We start from the raw sequence: 18759 nt of genomic DNA on the forward strand, positions 1-18759 counted from the left end.
GTTCGCACTTTTTTACAGCATCGACACAACCTTATGGAAGAAAACAATGTGATTAGTTTACACAATTTCATTCAGAATCAATTCAATACAAAAAAAGAATGTCCCTTAGATCATGCATGATTCTGTAGGCCATTCTCTTCTATAATAAGCTATTTTTCTTCATCCGTTTTAATAATTCCCTTTTCCTTTTCAAATTGCTCTATATGCTCCTCAATAAGAAATTCTATTTGCATAGCAATAGAACGTTTATTCTTATCTGCAATATATTTAATTTTGTTGAAATTTTCATCTCTCAACCGTAACGTAAACACTCTTTTATCAGTCGCCATATGTATTGTACTCCCTAAAAGTGATGTCATTATTGTATCATTGTGAAAAAAGCACTTATAGATTCACATTGACATCTAAGTGATGTCACTATATAATTTGATTTATACATTTACTTTAATTTTTCGTTGGAGGATTTCATGAAAAATCTGGAGCAAGCTTTTGACCAGTTCCTCTCTATCCGAATGGAGTATACTGCACACTCAATATTGTCTAATACCGATGAATATAAGCAATTAATACGGGAGTGCAATCAACTGTTTGTAGAGTTGATCTCTTTTCTCCCTCCAGAATATAAACAAACTCTTCAAAATTATGATACAAACACCACTCTACTTCAGGGCATTGCGGAAACATTAATGTACAAGCAGGGCTTAAAAGATGGCATTAATCTTAACAAACTTTTAGTCGATGTGTAGTGTCGGTAGATTTATATATCGTCCTCTTTAATTCCTTAGAAATTCAATACTTTGTTCTACAACGATTTCAAGCATGGTTCTTATCATTCATAGGAGTGACATTAAAAAACTCTGGCTAGAGTTAGACATTTCAATCCACGCTCCCGCATAGGGAGGTCAGCGATTTTCAGGAAACCCTTATAACGGTCAGAAAATGCTTAGTTCTTAGTTCAATTTTAATACCTATCTAAATCCCATGCAAATAATGTAAAAAAACTGGTGCACCATTTATTGTACGTCATTTCGCATCAAGTAGCATCTCTTTACTAACAACAGCTTCATTCTCTAAGTTTAATACTGCATTAGTTAATGAAAGTTATATCTACCCGCTAAGCTCATGTCAAACTTTTTCATATCAAGCATTCTAACTACTTACACCGTAAAGTCCGTGTTGAGCGGAACCTCATTGCACGTTTAAAGTTCAACTTCTGTATCAACAATATACTACATGCACTTTAAAAGTGTAACTAATTCCGAATCGCTGGAGGATCAAAATGGACTTTAACGAATACACACTTTACTGCAAATTAGACACAATATTAAAAGAGCATGATATATCCGTACTAAAATTATCCAAAGAGATCGGGCACCGCAGAACTACGATAATGGAATTAATGCATAACACTAATATGGAAAAGAAGAAAATTTCAGCAGAGCTGATAATGAAGTTATGTCTTTACTTTGATGTCAGTCCTAATGATTTATTCGAAGTACGTCGCAAAGCATAATCTGTGATAGATAAAAAGCACCGAACTTCTCGATGAGCGGAAGTTCAGTGCTTTTTGTTCTGTGGGCTGTTTAGCTAAAGCTACTAAATAGCAAAATTGAAAGTATGAGTTGCTGTTCATGCTCCCGCATAGGGAGCGACCATTAAATCAGGTCAAATGAAGAACGGAAGCAAGAACAACCCGGTAACTGCACCAAATGGTATGCGTCTCGGAAAAAAGCGGCGGCGTGGAAAAAAACCTGGAAAAAAGCCAAATTGTCTATACGTAGCTTCTCTGGCGGGCATTCCGTTCATTTGTCCAATCATTTCGTTTGTGGGAATAGCAAGCGTAATGTAGTCCTGATCAACATGAGCAATAAACCCATCGTGAGATTGACCGTCAGTTGTTGTTATACCAACGTATTTATTCATGCAGTTCCAGGCGACTTGTTGATAATTTGTTTCCATGGATATGGATAACCTCCTCAAATAATATCTCGACAACAGTCTATGGACTACAACCTAGATCAATCACGGCATATGCCTATAACTCAAAAATTTCATGATAAATTAAGTCCTTTTTAAGGAGAGATAATGCAGTAAGTAATCACGCTTGTCAAAAAATCTTTGTCATTAATGTGGGCGGACATATCGGGGAAAGCCCCCTTCCATCAACAGGCAACTGAATAGAACAACGAAAACATGACCTGGGACAGTGCGAGAGGACTTGAAATTCTGAAATAACGAGGGTTAACACCCTCTCTCCTACAAAGGAGCTGATAAGCGCGGTAAATTCAATCCACGCTCCCACGTAGGGAGCGACCGTTCATACAATGATGATCTTGTTCTTTCCGGTTTATTTCAATCCACGCTCCCACATAGGGAGCGACGTTGCGGCTGCCGAATTCAGTACACAGCGGTACATTTCAATCCACGCTCCCACATAGGGAGCGACGAAAAAGACCCCTATGTGATGAAAGCTTTGGGCGGATTTCAATCCACGCTCCCACATAGGGAGCGACAGTGATTTTCGACCAAAAAAAGGATGAAAACCCTTATAACAAGTAAGAAACACGCTTAATTCTTAGATGAATAAACAAATCCATCTAAATAACATACAAATAATGTAAGAATCTTAGTGCAAAGAACCCGGCGATTTTATGTACGCTATACATTCGCAACACAAAATTAAGTTCCAGATGCTGGTACACCGTTTATTGTACTCTATCTGGCAACAAGCAAGCAGTATCTATTTTTCTAATCATAATCACTTTTCCCGCGCATCCTCTAATCGGTTGTTTTCCTCTGTTCCATCAAAAGTACACGCTCCAGCTCCGCCTCGATTTCTTCGTTGCTCACAACTGGTTCACCTTCGTCTGTGATTCCAAGCTTTTCTTTGATCCGCTGGACATCGGCGTGGATTTCTTTGGTTTTGACATAGGTGCTGAGCACCATTCCAAACCCGGTAGCAAGTAACACCAGGATGGCATATGGCCCCAGAACGAGCGATAAAACCACAGCAGCCGCAATGCCGATAAGTGTCCCCCAAATGATCATGTGTACTCCTCCGCTTAATCAAGGTATCTCATTATACAGGGAAATGACCTGAATCATTCCGGCAGCTATCTCTCTTCTTGTTCCCCTGCCGCTGAATCATCTACGTTCTCCTGTCGCAAACTAAATTCATGATAATTTGTGCGAATCTGCAACATTTTGCGGCATTCCGCCATCTAAGAGGATAAGAGGTGAGGCACAATGAAGAATAAATCTATCCAGACCAGCGCGAAAAAAATAACTTTGGCGTGCGGCATTCTGGCGGCAAGTATGTCTTTTGGAGTATCCGCTTTTGCTTTTACCGATTTAAAAGGCAACCCAGCCGAATCAAAAATCAACGCTTTGCATCAAAAAGGAGTTATAAATGGAGTGACGAGCGATAGATTTGCGCCAAAATCAAAGCTGACCTTTGCTCAAGGCATCCAGTTTATCGTCAGTGGACTACAGTTGTCTCCGCAGGCATCTGCTGGCGGCAGCTCAAATGCGGCAAGCAGTTATTTTGACAAAGTGAAGGATAAAGCGTGGTATGCCCCCGCCTTCCTGACTGCGAAGCAGAACGGCTTGTCTCTGGACAAGACTGTCGATCCGAATGCTGTGATGACGCGCATCCAGTTCGCGCATTTGCTGACCCAAGCTCTACAGAGTAAGGGGAATTTCCCGGTAACGAAGATGTACGCCAACATCACAGATGGCAGTAAGCTGACTTCAGCGGAAATGAACAGCCTGCAGATTCTGGTGAACACACATTTGGTGACGCTGGAGAAAAATAACACCTTCCGCCCGAATGATCCCGTTACCCGCGCCGAAGCTGCGGTTTGGATTTACGACGCTGCGAAATTCGCTGCAACAGTAATTCAACCGGATGACAGCAGCACCGCTCCGTCTTATGCTTACGAGGCTGCAGTCACTCTTGAAAAAGCCGGCGACGGCGTAAACAAAGCTACGCTGACCGTAAGCAATCTGCCCAATCCCGGCTACGGACTCTCCATCGAGCGGATTGAGTTCGGCAAGAACAAAACAGCGGTCATTTATTTCACCGTAACCAAACCTGCCCCCGGCCAAATGTACGCGCAGGTCATCTCCAAAGCCACCGCAGTAACGTATCTGCCGGAAGGCTATACAGCGGTAGCCAAGTCTTTGTCCAGCACCACTTCACCTCCTGCTTCCAGCGGGATGTAAGCTGCGATTGAGATCACGGGAAAGAAAACCTTTCAGCCCTTTCACTTCCTAACAGGAAGCCGGAAGGGCATTATTTGTTTTTGTAACAATTTCCCACGACTTACGAGTATTTATTTTACTGATTGACAATTTATACCTCCCGGTGATACCTTTCAAAGGAAAAAACAAATCTGGGAATACATACACAACTACTTTGGAGGACAACCATGGTTAAACAAACTTTCGCAAGCTTAGTAATTATCATTATACTTCTCGGTTCGATTCTTTCTTCCACTGCCCATGCTGAAACAAGGTATACCGACATAAATGAGGAGAAGTATGCATGGGCTATGCAGTCAATCAATTTTATGGATGATAATGACATACTCAAGGGGTATCCAGACGGAACATTCAGACCTGAAGGAACGGTTACCAAAGCGGAGTTTTCTGTCATGGTTTACCGTCTTTTCGATAAGTACAGACCAAACCTAAAAGCTACAGGTTATGAAAAGATTCTCGGCTATCCTGATGTTCCAAAGAATTATTGGGCCTATAAGGAGATCTCTGCGATCTACGACTATACTTTCAATTGGGGCGGAGCGATTTCAGCAAACGAGTCGGGGAAGTTTATTTTTAAGCCAGAAGCTCGAATTACCCGTCTTTCCCTCACAAATATGCTGTACTCCTTTTTCGATCAAGAGTTAATCGCAGAAATGAGTGGCGACGAAAAGTTCAAATCATTGAAAGGGCTCAAGGATATACCTATCAAAGAATTTACTAATGAAAAAGATTTTGAGCGGTATAGAAGTACGGATGGACGTTACAGTGCTTCTACCGGGGCTGCAACGAATACGAATGAAAAGGTGTTCCCAATCCTTTTTAATGTTGAAAAAACAGGGGTCCGCTACATGAATGACGATGTTTCATCAGTACAGGCATCAGCAATTGCGAGTATGCAATCTCAGGGAATCATCACCGCCGATGCCAATGGTTATTTTAGACCCCTTGCACCGATTACAAGAGCCGAGATGGTAACCATCCTGGACCGAATCTACCTTCTGCTAGAGAAGAAAGAAGTTCTCCAGAAGTACAGTACTAAGTAAATCAGAGATTACGCCCATGCCGGGCGCACCACAAAAAGACCAGCTTCCCATATTGGGAACGCGGCCTTTTTGTGTTTGCTACACTCCTGCACCATTATAGTTGTCCAGGAGTGCAACACATGGCAACTCAACTAATGTACCTTTGCGCTATAGTGGATTTTCTCCAACTAATTTTATGAATATCGTTCGTTTCAGCAATTCAGGTGGAATGTATGCGCTTAATTTATCGGAATACGGCAAGACTAGCCCTAATCCCCACGCAGCAAAATTATTAGTTTTACTTTTTCCACTTAAATCTCTCCATACAGTTTATATGGTCGAATTAGTGTTACTTTTTCCACCTAATCCCCATGAAGGTAAATGTGCTTAATCTTGAGTGTAGCCATAGAATAACTCGCATAAAAAAACAGACACAGCCACTGGAATGAACCAGCGGTGCGTCCGTCTCTTACCTTTTACGGCGTCCACTGATCATGGACGATGCCTACGAGGGCGTGGTCCTGCCCGATTCGTTCAAAAACCAGCCGCAGGCTGCGCCAGTCCATGCCTTCAGCGGAAGGATCGACGCCGGCGATGTGATATTCGACGAAATCATAGCTATCTCTAGGGTAGACCTCATTGATATTGTTGACGGTCGTTCCTTGCCCCAGCCCCTTGTTCAGAGCCTTTTCCGCATCATTAAAAAAGTCGGCATCATATACAAAACGTTTGTAGTATTCAGCAAAGGTCAGCTTTATGGCCTCGCCTGAACCGGCGTATTGGCCCCATACGTACTGTTTGGGATTTTTCATCAGACCTTTCAGCTCATCGGCGGTAAATACCAGATCTGTTGTGGTATCAACATAGGCGTAGGGTGAAAAACGGACGCCTTTGTCCCGGTGCACCCAGGAAGCAAGTGTATTCATGTTACCGTTCCTGAGCGCCCGCATCACTGTGGTCGCCGCTTCGAGAGCTGTAGGTGGTGCTCCCTCATCCGGCGCTTCCTGCGGCTCCGCTTCCGGCGGTGGACTTTCTGCCGGTTCCGATGGAGCTGGCGACGGGCTTGGTGATGGCTTCACTTCAGCTTGCCCCTGCGTCTGTTCCGGCGTAAGCGTTGCTTCCGGTTCTGCATCAGGTGCTGAGTTGCAGGCCGCAAGGACCAGCATGACAGCTACAAGGGCGGAACGTCCGAATCCTTTTGCAACAACCAACTAAATCCTCCTCCTCTCCCTGCTTCTCCCTTGCTTAGACGCTGTAAATCCGGATAAGGTTGCAGATCATGGCAAAAAACTGGAAATTGCGATCCACTGACAGCGGCAAGAGAATCCGTTATACTTTTGTTCAGATGCACAACTGTACATGAACTGCTAAAGGAGGACCTTGATTTGGTTCAGCTATCCGAGAGTCAGGCCCAGGAAATCGTGGATAAAATGATGATGGACATCCCTTACAATATTAATATCATGAATGCAGACGGCATCATTATCGGCAGCGGCCGAAAGGAACGGGTTGGCACGGTTCATCCGGGAGCGGTCAAGGCACTGTCCACTGGCAAAAGAGTTGAGGTCTGGGAGGACAGCCGCTTCGAGAAAAAAGGCACCAATGAGCCGATTGTCATCGGTCATACCCGTGTCGGGGTTATCGGCATTTCCGGGAATCCGGACGAGGTCCGCCCTTTTTGCAATATTGTAAGAACCACAGTGTCCCTGCTGATTGAGCAGCGTAACAGCCTGGAGCATCAGGCACATGAAGCCAGCCGCAAAAAAGCTTTTCTGGAGCTGCTGCTGAGCCATCAGGGGACATACTCCCAAAAGCTGAGAAAAGAAGCCGCGCCCTACCAAATCGACCTGCTTCTGAAAAGCATTGTGCTGCACATCAAGCATTTCAGCGCCGAAGAGGACACGGACAAGCTGCTGCTGCGTTATCCCAGCTTCGCCATTGATGAAGACACGCATCTGCTGATCATTCAAAATACAGGCGACCCCGGGCCGCTGATCCGCCAGCTTCTGCAGAACCGGTCCCGGGTGCTGGTCGCCGCCGGCAGGCAGGAGGCCAGTATTGCCGAGAGCTACCGGCAGGCCAAGTCGTCCATGAATGTTCTGCTGGCGCTGAAGCCGGCTTCACAGGTCGTAACTTTTGGAGAAGCCGAGTTCCTGGTGAAGCTGAGCCACGCCAATCTGACGAACAACCTCAACAGCGCCGCCAAGCTGGAGGATGCCGTGGATATGATTGAGACGCTTAGAAGCTTCATCAATCATAACTGCAGTGTCTCCCACACCGCCGATGACCTCAATATTCACCGCAATACGCTGCAATACCGCCTGAAGCGGATTCAGACCCTCACCGGCAAAGATCCGCGCAATCTGCTGCAGCTGTTCGAGCTGACACACGGCTTGCTGGCGCTTTACAAGTGATGCTGCCCGCGGAACAAGCGATATACGGCGAGTGGATGTGCGGCTTTCGGACTAATGGGTATACTCTGCTTGAACATCCAATAATATACATGGCAGCCCCACACATCAAGCGGCCCTGAGAGCATGCTCCCGGGCCGCTTTTTGTACTCTATTCGCTTAGTTTCAGGATTCGCGCAATATTCTCGCAGGTCCGCTCAACGTTCTGCGGCCCCTCGGCCAGCAGCTTCTCCAGATCAGAGGCCCCCGGAACGATGCCGAAGATCGCCGTAAAACCTTCCTCATACAGGGCATCAATTCCCTCACCGATATAACCGGCGATGGCAATGACCTTTTGTCCGCCGGCTTTGGCGGCACGGGCGACGCCGTAGGGCGTCTTTCCGAACTTCGTCTGGAAGTCAATGCCGCCTTCGCCGGTGAATACCATATCAGCGCCAGCCAGCTTTTCCTTCAGGCCGGTATTTTCGATAACAATCTCGATCCCCTTCTGCAGCACCGCCTGGGTGAAGACCAAGAGTCCCGCACCCAAGCCTCCGGCAGCACCCGCACCAGGCAGCTCAGACACATCCTTGTGAAGCTGCTGCTTCACGATCTGTGCGTAATGGGCAAGATTATCGTCCAGCTTCTGCACCATCTCCGGCGTTGCTCCTTTTTGCGGGCCGAACACCCGCGAAGCTCCCTGCTCCCCGCACAGCGGATTCGTCACATCGCAGGCCACAACCATTTGAACATGCTGCAGGCGTTCATCCAGCGAAGATACGTCTATCCGTGCCAGCCTGTCCAGGCTGCCGCCGCCACGGGGAAGCTCCGCTCCTGCCTCATCCAGAAATCTGGCCCCAAGCGCCTCGGCCATGCCTGTGCCGCCGTCATTCGTCGCACTGCCGCCGATGCCGATAATAATCTTGCGGATGCCCCGGTCAAGACATTCCCGGATCAATTCTCCGGTGCCGTATGTTGTTGTAATCAAGGGGTTCCGGGTTTCCTTGGTCACCAGATGGATGCCGCTTGCGGAAGCCATCTCAATCGCCGCAGTCTGCCCGCCGCCAAGAATGCCGTATTTCGCGGTAATCTTTTGCCCAAGCGGTCCAGTTACCTCTTTATAATGGATCTCTCCACCTGAAGCATCGACCAGCGACTGTACGGTTCCTTCCCCGCCATCCGCCATCGGCACATGAATGTAATTAGCCGTCGGATAGACCTTCCGCAGACCCTTTTCCATTGCGATACAAACCTCTTTGGCAGTCATGCTCTCTTTAAAGGAGTCCGGTGCCAGCACAAATGTTTTCTCTTTCTCTCTCATATCCTCACCCCATACCAGATGTTAGAACCAAACCCTAGAGAACCTGTATCCTATAACAAAAAGCCGTATATGATCGTCGCTGCAACCGCCATCGTTCCGCCTACAATTGCTTCGTAAGGGATCAGACCCATCCGCTGCTTGATTGACATTTTCATGCTGTCCGCCGTGACGTGGAAGTAATTGCCCTGCGGCAGTGAGTCGATAGCGGTTGCACCTGTATGCACCATGACCGCTGCGGCAAGCGGCGCCGTGCCCATATTCAGAATCGCTTGTCCAAACGAACCTGTCGCCAAAATAACGCCTGTCGAGGTGGAGCCTGTCGCCGCCGCCATCAAAATACCGGAAATCGGTGCCAGGAAGGTTCCCGAAATCCCCGCCGCCTGAATCAGGCTGACGATCTGGGTAGACAAGTCGGAAGCGGCAATCAGCCCGGCAATCCCGCCAGCGCCGAGCAGAATCAGCACTGTCGCCGTCATTTTATTCAGACCGGACGAGGTAAACGCCAGAATTTTATTCCCCTGCCCCATAGCCAAGAGACCAATAATCCCGGCCAGCGGCAGAATATACAGCGCATCAACCTTAATGCTGGACAAAACCTCAATCCCCGTGAACGAACCAATCGGGTTGATCATCAGCAGGATGACCGCAACCAGCGGTGCCACTATAGCCTTGCCAAGCGGAGGATATTTGGAGGTGTCGATTTCGTTGTATACTGCTTCCTCATCAAGCACCTTCACACCTTTATTTTTCAGAAGAGAAGCTACAATAACGGTTACAATCAGGCCGCACACTGCCGGAATGAAGCCGGCCAGCATCACATGGCTCAGATCGAGATCGAACCCCCGCGCTGCAGCAATCGTATTGGGATTGGGTGAAATGATATTCCCCGCCTTCCCGCCGCCGGAGAGTGCCAGCAGCAGCGCCGTTTTTGAAATTCCCATTTTGTTGCCTACAGATAAAGCAATCGGTGCCACTATCAGCACGGCTACGGGTATAAATACACCGACCGCTGTAATAATCATCGTGGCCAGGGCAAGCGCAAGAATGGCCTTGCTGCCGCCGAATTTTCTTACAATGGCCTGGGCTATCGTCTCAGCCGCCCCCGACTCCATCATCACCCCGGCCAATACACCGGCGGCAAGCACACGCAGGACCGTGCCCATGACACTTTGCGTACCGCTTACAAGTATGCTGACCGTCTGTTCCAGATTGGCCCCGCCAATCAGCGCACCCACGATAGCCCCCAGGAATAACGCGTAAACCGGATTCAGCTTTCTCAGGATCAGAATGATCGCAAGCGCCAGTCCCGCCAGTGCCCCGTACCAACCTATTGTTAACCCTTCCATTGTACAGCCTCCTATAGCTCTTGTTGAACACGCTTTCAGTATAAAGGCTGCCCTATATAAAAAAATATTGATGATCGGACGAAATGCATTGTGCATTTGACCAACTAGAACCGGCTTTGACCGTTCTCTGAAAGAGGCGGTAAAAGAAAACCTCCCGCTAATACAGCCTCAGACTGTCATTAACGGGAGGTTTGTTATCGTTGTTGAGACCAAAGTACGCTATTCAGAGGACTTAAGCTCGATGTAATATCTGGTTTCTTCGCTTTCCGTCTGAAAACCGGCAGAAGTATAAAGGGCCAGTGCAGAGTCATTGTCCGTCCGGGCTACCAGCGATGCGTTTCCAAGCCCGTGTCCCTGCAAATATTTCAAGACTTCAGCCAGCAAAAAGCTGGCAATGCCGCGTCTTCTCCAAGCTTCCCTGACGAACACATCCTCTATAACCCCGCCTTCGTCCTCCTGCCAGACCATCGCACTGCCGACAATCGTTCCTGCTTCGCGGGCAATGATCGCGGTCCACAGCGGATGCTCCCGATACTCGGCAAGCCGCTCTGCTCCAAGCGGAGCATCCGGCCATACCTCGGATTCCAGCTTCAAATACAGGTCCTGTTCCTCGCGGGTCTCCATACTCCAATGCATGCAGTCCAGTCCTTCAGCAAGAACTAGCTCCGCAATAGGCTCCGACGAGTCCCGCTCCATGCTGTACAGATTTTGCAGAGGCCGATACCCCTGCCGCTCTTGAAAGTACCGGTGGTAGCTCTCCTCTACCGCATAATTCCCCACACATAATAAGGTGCTGTGACTGCCCGGCAGTGTCTCCTTCAATTCACGGGCCCGGGCCAGCAGAAGGCTATACACCCCATCCAGCAGCGCCGTATCCTCTTCCCTGCCGGGTGCAGCTTTCAGATTGATGAACAGCTTATGCTTGCACTCCGGCGTACTTGCCGGCGGAATAATATTAAACACCTCAACCTGGCCTTTGGCGACCATCTGATTACCTTCAAAAGCGCCAAACACATTCACCCAGTTCGCTTCTTCGCCCACCCACCAAGAGATCGCCTGTCCACTTGAAATCACCGCATTATAAAACTCGCCAAGCGCCGGCATGTCCGCCTGCTCAAAATTCCGAATAACAATTTCACTCAATAGTTACTACCCACCTATCTATATTTTTCCAAATCATAGCACGGGCGAACAAGGCCCAGGTAGAGGAAAAATGATTAAAACTATTTAGTACGTTGAGCGGGCTGCTGGATATATTCATCATTTGGAGTCAAAAAGCAATAGCAGCTTATCGGAAATCATGATTTTCCGAAGAACAAAACGTCAGCGCTGTCGTTAACTGAATAGTGCAGCCGTTTTGAGTTTAGGAATTGCTGGAATACTGGAGCCAACTTGTACTATGAGGACAGACCCAAGTGGAAAAAGGGAACTTAATTCTGTACCCTCACGCTCCAAAGCAAGCGCTTGTGGGAAAAAGTCCACCTAATCCGGCTGATTCGTAGCATTCTAGCTGAAATCCCCCCAATTAAGTTTACTTATTCCAACTAACGTCCCTGCGGAACGCTTCTGAGTACATTTAAGTTTACTTTTTCCACTTCACTCTCACAATTCCCTAAACAAAAAAAGCCATCTGCCAGGTCTCCCCATGCAGATGGCTCCATTTCAGGTACTACTCGCGCGGCGGGCGCATGGTCAGGCTGACCCGGCCTTTTTTGAGGTCAACGCCCAGCACCCAGACGGTAACATTGTCTCCCACGGAGACAACATCCATCGGATGCTTCACGAAGCTGCCGCTGAGCTGGGAAATATGCACCAGCCCATCGTTCTTGATGCCGATATCGACGAAGGCGCCGAAATCGATTACGTTCCGCACGGTTCCCTGCATCTCCATGCCGGGAACCAGGTCCTCGATCTTCAGCACATCCGTGCGGAAGATCGGCTGCGGCAGCTCCTCGCGCGGATCGCGGCCCGGACGCTGCAGGCTCTCCAGGATGTCGCGTAGCGTAGGCACGCCGACATCCAGCTTCACGGCCAGCTCGGCGGCGTCCTGCGCCTGAAGCTGCTGGGCTACCTCTTTGCTGCCAAGCGCAGCCACATCCAGCCCCAGCTCACGGAACAGGCGGTCTACCACCGGATAGGATTCCGGGTGGATCGGAGTCCTATCCAGCGTGTTGTCGCCGCCCGGGATGCGCAGGAAGCCGATGCACTGCTCGTAGGATTTCGCGCCCAGGCGCGGCACCTTCTGCAGTTGCTTGCGCGTGGTGAATTTGCCGTTCTCCTCGCGGAATTTGACGATATTCTTGGCAATCGTCGCATTAACTCCGGCAACATAGGACAGCAGGGATGCCGAAGCTGTGTTCACGTCAACGCCAACATGGTTGACCGCCGACTCCACGACCCCCTTCAGACTTTCCTCCAGATGCTTCTGGGATACGTCATGCTGATACTGCCCGACCCCAATCGCTTTCGGGTCGATCTTCACCAGCTCCGCGAGCGGGTCCTGCACGCGGCGGGCGATGGAGGCGGCGCTGCGCTCCGCCACATCCAGGTCCGGGAACTCCTCCTGCGCCAGCTTGGAGGCGGAATACACGCTGGCTCCGGCCTCATTGACGATGAGGTACGCCAGCCCCGGGTCGCCGATCTCTGCGATGACCTCGGCGGTGAACTGCTCCGTCTCCCGCGAGCCGGTGCCGTTGCCAATGACGATGAGCTGGATGCCATATTTGGCAATCAGCTCTTTGAACTTCGCCGCCGCCTCTCTCTTCTTGTTGTTCGGCGGCGTCGGGTAAGTGACCGCCACCTCCAGCAGCTTGCCGGTGTCGTCCACAACGGCAAGCTTGCAGCCGGTGCGGTAGGCCGGGTCTACGCCAAGGACGCTCCGACCCTTCACCGGCGGCTGCAGCAGCAGGCTGCGCAGATTTCCGGAGAAGATGGATATCGCTTGCGTTTCCCCCTTTTCCGTCATCTCCCCGCGCACCTCGCGCTCCACGGAAGGCGCGATCAGCCGCTTGTAGGCATCCTCGGTCACTGCTTCCAGCAGCTCTTTGACCGGAGACGGCCCCTTAACCAGCTTCCGCAGGATAAAGGCGTGAATCTTGTCGGCAGTCACCTCTATGCCGACCTTCAGCACATTCTCCCGCTCGCCGCGGTTGATGGCAAGAATGCGGTGCGGAGGCATTTTATGTACCGGTTCACGGTAATTATAATAGTTCTCGTAGACGCTCTCCTGCTCCGTATCCTTTGCTTCCGATACCAGCACGCCTTGGCTGGCTGTATACTGGCGGACCCAGGAGCGAATCGCAGGATCGTCGGCGATGTTCTCGGCGATGATGTCCATCGCGCCTTGAAGCGCCAGCTCCGCGCTCTCGACGCCTTTTTCCGCATCCACATATTTCGCCGCTTCCTGAAGCGGATCGCCTTGACGGCGCTGCTCCAGCACCCAATCCGCAAGCGGCTCCAGCCCCTTCTCCTTGGCAACACTGGCGCGCGTCTTGCGTTTCTGGCGGAACGGACGGTACAGATCCTCCACTTCCTGCAGCTTCACCGCCTTCAGAATCTGCTCCTGCAGCTCCTTCGTCAGCTTGCCCTGCTCCTCAATGCTGCGAAGCACATCCTTCTTGCGGTCGCTCAGATTGCGCAGATAGCTTAGCCGTTCTTCAATATCGCGCAGCATATTCTCATCCAGCTCACCGGTCATTTCTTTACGGTACCGGGCGATGAAGGGGATGGTGTTCCCCTCATCCAGCAGCCCTACCGTTGTCCGCACCTGCTTCAGACTGATGCCAAGCTCCTTGGCTATCGCCTGAGTGATCGTTTCCTGCTCCTGCCGGACCAGCGCCTCTTCAGCAGCCTTGTCCGCATGATTCGTATCCACCGTCAATGCAATCCCTCTTTCCGTACACAATCTGTGTTCAAATAATCCCTACCTGAAATAGTATCACAGATTGACCCCGCCACCAAAGTCCAGAGAAGAGCAGCCGCTCACCCCTTCATCTCCACATCGGGACGGCTCATACGCTTTCTTGAGCCTAGCGACATCAGGAAACACAGAACGAGTACGATCGCAGCTATGGCATAAGGAAAGTTGATATCCAGGTCAAACAAGACGCCGGCAACGATAGGTCCGGCAATATTGCCGAGACTGGTATACGCCGAGTTCATGCCCATAACGAAGCCCTGCTGTGATTCTACAGCCAGCTTGGAGAGCTGGGTACCGACAGCCGGGCGCAGAATATCCATAGCAAGAAACACAATAAAGGTCACGGTAACGATAGCCCAGTAGCCATGCACAAACAATGTTAGGAAGATGAATAGGCCTGAGACAAGCAGAGAAGCCGAAATAACTCTGTTCTCACCGAAATGCTTCAGAATCCAACTGAACGCCGTAACCTGAATCACCGCTCCCGAAATCGAGCCAAAGGTCAGGACAAAAGCAATATCCTTTGGACTAAACCCAAATTTGTGATCCACAAACAAGCCGAATACTGTTTCATAGTTGGCAAGCCCAAAAGAAAGCACAAAAACAATCAAGAGTCCGAAGAAATAAGGCTCCCGGTAGGAACGCACCAGTTGAGAAACAAGGCTTTCCTTATTTTCCTGGCTGGTCCTCGCGGTGGCAAGCTGTGCATTTGAGCGTGATTCCGGCAGTACAATAACAGACACCACAGCAACAAGTGCCGCTACCACAGCGGCGGTGAAGAACGGGACACGAATGCCAAGCTCAGCAAGATACCCGCCGATTCCCGGTCCGATGATAAATCCGGTAGTAATAGCCGCGTTGATCAGTCCCATGCCTTTGGCCCGTTCCTCCATAGAGGTTGTATCCGCTACATAAGCCATGACCGCAGGCATAATCATTGCTGCTCCGACACCTCCGAGCATTCTGGCGGCAAACAGCACCCATGTGGAATTAGCCAGACCAAACAGCAGCTCCGACAGCGCAAATACAACCAGCCCGCCGACAATGATTTTCTTGCGGCCCATCTTATCGGACAGCCCGCCCGCAAAAGGGGAGACGATCAGTTGGGTCAGGGAGAAGGCTGCCACAAGCAGACCGACAACACTGCCTCCGATATGCAGCTCATTCATATAAGTAGGCATAATCGGGACAACCAGTCCAATTCCCGTAAACGTCAGAAAAATATTCAGCATAAGGAGCAGCATCGCTCCCCTGTTTCTAAGTAGTAAATTCATTTGATTAACCTCCGAAATTTCAAAACCATTTCTTAGCACACCTATAAGACCGACCATCCGGTCTAATTATACACTGCCAGCAGAAACGTTGGCACCGGCCGTTAGAAAGTCAGTGCCGCTCATCTGCGTAGACTTTGATATACTGACTGCTCTACCGGGCACGTATTCCCTGCAGCAGCAGCCCTATTGCTTCCCGGTAATATTTCATAATTCCCTCAGGCTCTTTGTCAATGGAAATAATCTCGCAGATTCTGCCGACCCCATCCAGCAAGCCGCTGAGCACAACGAGATAATTATTCAGGTCACCCTTGATCAGGTACCCGGAATCCATACTCTCCTGAAGGAGATCGCGGCAAGCCTTCGAGGAGTATTCATAGAACCGTGCAAGACGCTCATGCACCTCTGCGGAATGGATTCTGGATCTTGAATATTCATCAAGCGCATGGAACAGCGGATTCTGGTAGTCATTTGCATAATGCTCCCCAAGCGCATAGAATCGCTCCTCGGCACCGCTGATAAGGTTTTTCTTCTGTTCCCACTCCGAGAGCCAGTGCTCCAGATCCTCTTCCAACACATGCAGAAAGAGCTCATCTTTACTGGGAAAATGATGATACAGGCTCCCTTTGCTGACCTTGGCTGCCGAACAGACCTCGTTCATTGTCACAGCTCCGTAGCCTTTCTGCACAAACAACTGCGAAGCCTGCTGTACAATTCGTTTCTTCGTTTCTTCTCCGTCAGAACGTCCTTTTATCATGACCACCCCCTCTAAACCGACTGCCCGGTCTAATTATAGCATACCTATTGTTCCAACTCCAATCGGCGTTATATCAGTTGAACTATAGATTTTTCATATTGGGGTCTGGTGCCGCTGCCCGCCTGCAGATTTCTTGACTGTTACCGCTCTTTGCGGTTGAAATCCGCAGACAGCCTAATCATACGGCCAGCTTTCCTACGGAAAGCTCTCAGGCGGTCGCTGACGCTCCGTAAGTATCCAAACTTCCCCTCCGTCACTTCTGCCCTTTTTATGTTTTCTTTAGTTCAACTGATATAGATTACCCAGGCCTGTCCCACTCAAAGAGGCACACCGGCTTATCCGGTGTGCCTCTTATTACACGATCAATGATCTATAGTCTGCCTAGTTCAAAAATCAATCAGACCCAGGCTGATTTGCAGCGAATCATCCACCAGCTTCATCGTTTCGTCGTCCAGGTGGGTGATCTTATCCGTTAAGCGTTGTTTGTCAATGGTCCGAACCTGCTCCAGCAGGATGACGGAGTCCCGGTCAAAGCCGTGGGCAGCCGCATCAATCTCCACATGCGTGGGCAGTTTAGCCTTCTGAATCTGGGCAGTGATGGCTGCCACAATTACCGTCGGGCTGAAGCGATTGCCAATGTCGTTCTGAATGACCAGTACCGGCCGTACTCCGCCCTGTTCTGAACCCACCACCGGCGAAAGATCGGCAAAAAAAACGTCGCCGCGTTTTACGATCAATATCTACACCCCGCTTACTAAGCGGCCAAGAGTGCTGTCTGCATCTTCCTCCGCGAGAAAAGCCTCGCATGCCATGGTCAAATTAATCTTAGCCATTTCCATGTAGCCACGCTGCATCGACTCCCGGATGGTGCGTTTTCTCCGTTCGCTCAGATACAGCTTCATGGCCTGCCTGATCAATTCACTCCGATTGGAGTTCTCTAATTGGACGATTCCATCCACTTCCTGCAAGAGATGATCGGGCAAGCTGATCATGATTCTTTTGGTGTTCTGCAAATTGGCCACCTTCTCTTCCACCCCCACAAACCTTCTACCCTTGTGTTCCAGTGTTGCATTATACAAGGAATTTTATACAAAGAATATATGCCGCCAGTATATCAAGTATGCTGCATTCCATTATAAACTAGAAATGGCGGTTCGTATAGACCATAAGTCACATAGCCGATACGGTATTATCCTCCTATTCAATTCCTGCACAAGTCACACGGCACGGGGATTAGGCCTGCAGTAAGGGATTCACCAGGCTTGAAGCAGCACCTTCGCGCACATATACGCGGGGTACACGGTGAGCCAGCATACAGACTACCTCGTAGTGGATCGTTCCAAGATGGAGAGCCAGTTCATCTGCCGTGATGGACACGGAGCCTTGGCGGCCGATGAGTACAACCTCTTCGCCAGCTTTGATTTGTTCCGCTTCTTCAGCGAAAGATTCGAGCGTTACCATACACTGGTCCATGCAGATGGTTCCGACGACAGGAACGCGGCGTCCGCGTATTAACACCTCCGCTTTGCCCGTTAGCATGCGGGAATATCCGTCAGCGTACCCCACAGGAAGCGTTGCAATGGTCTCTTCCCTGTCCGTGAAGTACCGGGTGCCGTAGCTGATGCCGGAGCCCGGCGGCAGGGTTTTGACATAAACTACCTGCGTCTTCAGCTTCATTACCGGGTGTAAATTCACCAGCTCGCGGTTCACCTCTGTTGAGGGATACAAACCGTACAAGCTTATGCCTACACGCACCATATTGCTGGATAGAAAAGGTGTATCAATGGCCGTAGCGCTATTGCCCGTATGTATGATCGGGATTTCAATATTTCTGTCCCGAAGCGTTTCGGCCACGCTCATGAACCGTCGGTACTGCATCAGTGTATAGCTTTTGTCTTCTTCGTCTGCTTTGGCAAAATGTGTGAACATGCCCTCCAGCTCCGCCTGCGCTACAGAATGCACTTCTTCGATGAAATCGGGAGCGTCAGCCGGAAAAAGCCCCAGCCGTCCCATCCCGCTGTCAATCTTGATGTGCACCTTCAGCCGGTGCTCCGGATCAATTGGAAGCTGTCTTACCGCCTCCAGTACCTCCGGTGTGAACAGTGTCACGGTTACATGATTCTTCCAGGCAGCGGCTATCCCTTCCGGGGAGGTGTAGCCCAGCACCAGAATAGGAATTAGTATTCCCGCCTGACGCAGCTCCAATGCCTCATCCAAAAAAGCAACACTCACATAATCCGCTCCGAGTCGTTCCAGCTCCCGGGTCACTTCCACTGCTCCGTGGCCGTACGCATTTGCTTTGACGCATCCCATGAACTTGGTCTCCGCCGGCAATACCGAACGGAAGGCCTCGTAATTGGCACGCAGATCATCGAGATTAATCTCGGCTACTGTAGGTCGATAGCTTGCTTGCACTTCCGAGTCACCTTCTAACATTGTAGTAAATCATCTCTGCGGCATCGTATGGATC

At 49.9% G+C, this 18759-nt stretch carries 18 protein-coding genes; 5 read left to right on the forward strand and 13 right to left on the reverse strand.

Annotation, left to right across the window (positions count from 1 at the left end; all coding sequences use genetic code 11):
* Positions 1 to 149 precede the first annotated feature (149 nt).
* A complete protein-coding gene (locus tag AC0LWN_RS15740; protein ID WP_474666848.1) occupies positions 150 to 329 on the reverse strand; it encodes an Arc family DNA-binding protein in 180 nt (59 codons plus the stop codon).
* Between the two features lie 138 nt (positions 330 to 467).
* Between AC0LWN_RS15740 and AC0LWN_RS15745 the strand changes: the two genes are divergently transcribed.
* Together AC0LWN_RS15745 and AC0LWN_RS15750 are read left to right on the forward strand one after the other, a co-directional pair.
* Complete coding sequence (locus tag AC0LWN_RS15745; RefSeq protein WP_474666850.1) at positions 468 to 746, forward strand: hypothetical protein; 279 nt, start codon at positions 468 to 470, stop codon at positions 744 to 746.
* Positions 747 to 1279: 533 nt separating this feature from the next.
* Complete coding sequence (locus AC0LWN_RS15750) at positions 1280 to 1513, forward strand: helix-turn-helix domain-containing protein (RefSeq protein ID WP_458964561.1); 234 nt, start codon at positions 1280 to 1282, stop codon at positions 1511 to 1513.
* 152 nt (positions 1514 to 1665) lie between these two features.
* Here the strand turns inward: AC0LWN_RS15750 and AC0LWN_RS15755 are convergent, their stop codons facing one another.
* Together AC0LWN_RS15755 and AC0LWN_RS15760 are read right to left on the reverse strand one after the other, a co-directional pair.
* The gene (locus AC0LWN_RS15755; protein WP_458964562.1) at positions 1666 to 1959 is read right to left on the reverse strand and encodes a phosphatidylinositol kinase; all 294 of its coding nucleotides are present in this window, start codon (positions 1957 to 1959) and stop codon (positions 1666 to 1668) included.
* An 819-nt stretch (positions 1960 to 2778) separates the two neighbouring features.
* On the reverse strand, positions 2779 to 3048 hold the full coding sequence (locus AC0LWN_RS15760) for a hypothetical protein (protein WP_474666852.1): 270 nt from the start codon (positions 3046 to 3048) through the stop codon (positions 2779 to 2781).
* A gap of 198 nt (positions 3049 to 3246) precedes the next feature.
* On the opposite strand from AC0LWN_RS15760, the gene AC0LWN_RS15765 reads away from it, so the two are divergent.
* A complete protein-coding gene (locus tag AC0LWN_RS15765) occupies positions 3247 to 4224 on the forward strand; it encodes an S-layer homology domain-containing protein (RefSeq protein WP_474666854.1) in 978 nt (325 codons plus the stop codon).
* Between the two features lie 206 nt (positions 4225 to 4430).
* Positions 4431 to 5306 carry an S-layer homology domain-containing protein gene (locus AC0LWN_RS15770; RefSeq protein ID WP_474666856.1) on the forward strand — a complete coding sequence of 292 codons (876 nt, stop codon included), beginning with the start codon at positions 4431 to 4433 and terminating at the stop codon, positions 5304 to 5306.
* 455 nt (positions 5307 to 5761) lie between these two features.
* Here AC0LWN_RS15770 and AC0LWN_RS15775 read toward each other — a convergent pair whose 3' ends face one another.
* The gene (locus tag AC0LWN_RS15775) at positions 5762 to 6496 is read right to left on the reverse strand and encodes a hypothetical protein (RefSeq protein ID WP_474666858.1); all 735 of its coding nucleotides are present in this window, start codon (positions 6494 to 6496) and stop codon (positions 5762 to 5764) included.
* 174 nt (positions 6497 to 6670) lie between these two features.
* Between AC0LWN_RS15775 and AC0LWN_RS15780 the strand changes: the two genes are divergently transcribed.
* Positions 6671 to 7699, forward strand: coding sequence for a CdaR family transcriptional regulator (locus AC0LWN_RS15780; protein WP_474666860.1), 1029 nt, complete (start codon positions 6671 to 6673; stop codon positions 7697 to 7699).
* A gap of 148 nt (positions 7700 to 7847) precedes the next feature.
* Here AC0LWN_RS15780 and AC0LWN_RS15785 read toward each other — a convergent pair whose 3' ends face one another.
* The 9 genes from AC0LWN_RS15785 to alr all read right to left on the reverse strand — a co-directional run bounded on the left by AC0LWN_RS15785 (position 7848) and on the right by alr (position 18704).
* On the reverse strand, positions 7848 to 8996 hold the full coding sequence (locus AC0LWN_RS15785; RefSeq protein ID WP_474666862.1) for a glycerate kinase family protein: 1149 nt from the start codon (positions 8994 to 8996) through the stop codon (positions 7848 to 7850).
* Between the two features lie 50 nt (positions 8997 to 9046).
* The gene (locus AC0LWN_RS15790; RefSeq protein WP_474666865.1) at positions 9047 to 10342 is read right to left on the reverse strand and encodes a GntP family permease; all 1296 of its coding nucleotides are present in this window, start codon (positions 10340 to 10342) and stop codon (positions 9047 to 9049) included.
* A 219-nt stretch (positions 10343 to 10561) separates the two neighbouring features.
* The gene (locus tag AC0LWN_RS15795; RefSeq protein WP_474666867.1) at positions 10562 to 11485 is read right to left on the reverse strand and encodes a GNAT family N-acetyltransferase; all 924 of its coding nucleotides are present in this window, start codon (positions 11483 to 11485) and stop codon (positions 10562 to 10564) included.
* A 526-nt stretch (positions 11486 to 12011) separates the two neighbouring features.
* A complete protein-coding gene (locus AC0LWN_RS15800; RefSeq protein WP_474667122.1) occupies positions 12012 to 14177 on the reverse strand; it encodes a Tex family protein in 2166 nt (721 codons plus the stop codon).
* A gap of 146 nt (positions 14178 to 14323) precedes the next feature.
* Complete coding sequence (locus tag AC0LWN_RS15805) at positions 14324 to 15535, reverse strand: MFS transporter (RefSeq protein WP_474666870.1); 1212 nt, start codon at positions 15533 to 15535, stop codon at positions 14324 to 14326.
* A gap of 151 nt (positions 15536 to 15686) precedes the next feature.
* The gene (locus AC0LWN_RS15810) at positions 15687 to 16289 is read right to left on the reverse strand and encodes a TetR/AcrR family transcriptional regulator (protein ID WP_474666873.1); all 603 of its coding nucleotides are present in this window, start codon (positions 16287 to 16289) and stop codon (positions 15687 to 15689) included.
* Positions 16290 to 16675: 386 nt separating this feature from the next.
* On the reverse strand, positions 16676 to 17026 hold the full coding sequence (locus AC0LWN_RS15815) for a type II toxin-antitoxin system PemK/MazF family toxin (RefSeq protein WP_019913013.1): 351 nt from the start codon (positions 17024 to 17026) through the stop codon (positions 16676 to 16678).
* A gap of 3 nt (positions 17027 to 17029) precedes the next feature.
* Positions 17030 to 17311 carry a CopG family ribbon-helix-helix protein gene (locus tag AC0LWN_RS15820; RefSeq protein ID WP_028530971.1) on the reverse strand — a complete coding sequence of 94 codons (282 nt, stop codon included), beginning with the start codon at positions 17309 to 17311 and terminating at the stop codon, positions 17030 to 17032.
* A gap of 211 nt (positions 17312 to 17522) precedes the next feature.
* Positions 17523 to 18704 carry an alanine racemase gene (gene alr / locus AC0LWN_RS15825; RefSeq protein WP_474666875.1) on the reverse strand — a complete coding sequence of 394 codons (1182 nt, stop codon included), beginning with the start codon at positions 18702 to 18704 and terminating at the stop codon, positions 17523 to 17525.
* Positions 18705 to 18759 lie beyond the last annotated feature (55 nt).

The sequence above is a fragment of the Paenibacillus sp. sgz302115 genome (genome assembly GCF_056120445.1).

Bases quoted from the DNA above. Each gene is read 5' to 3' on its own strand.
- AC0LWN_RS15785 (WP_474666862.1), bottom strand. From the start codon at position 8,996: ATGAGAGAGAAAGAGAAAACATTTGTGCTGGCACCGGACTCCTTTAAA.
- AC0LWN_RS15745 (WP_474666850.1), top strand. From the start codon at position 468: ATGAAAAATCTGGAGCAAGCTTTTGACCAGTTCCTCTCTATCCGAATG.
- AC0LWN_RS15805 (WP_474666870.1), bottom strand. From the start codon at position 15,535: ATGAATTTACTACTTAGAAACAGGGGAGCGATGCTGCTCCTTATGCTG.
- AC0LWN_RS15765 (WP_474666854.1), top strand. From the start codon at position 3,247: ATGAAGAATAAATCTATCCAGACCAGCGCGAAAAAAATAACTTTGGCG.
- AC0LWN_RS15760 (WP_474666852.1), bottom strand. From the start codon at position 3,048: ATGATCATTTGGGGGACACTTATCGGCATTGCGGCTGCTGTGGTTTTA.
- AC0LWN_RS15810 (WP_474666873.1), bottom strand. From the start codon at position 16,289: ATGATAAAAGGACGTTCTGACGGAGAAGAAACGAAGAAACGAATTGTA.
- AC0LWN_RS15740 (WP_474666848.1), bottom strand. From the start codon at position 329: ATGGCGACTGATAAAAGAGTGTTTACGTTACGGTTGAGAGATGAAAAT.
- AC0LWN_RS15770 (WP_474666856.1), top strand. From the start codon at position 4,431: ATGGTTAAACAAACTTTCGCAAGCTTAGTAATTATCATTATACTTCTC.
- AC0LWN_RS15750 (WP_458964561.1), top strand. From the start codon at position 1,280: ATGGACTTTAACGAATACACACTTTACTGCAAATTAGACACAATATTA.
- AC0LWN_RS15755 (WP_458964562.1), bottom strand. From the start codon at position 1,959: ATGGAAACAAATTATCAACAAGTCGCCTGGAACTGCATGAATAAATAC.
- AC0LWN_RS15790 (WP_474666865.1), bottom strand. From the start codon at position 10,342: ATGGAAGGGTTAACAATAGGTTGGTACGGGGCACTGGCGGGACTGGCG.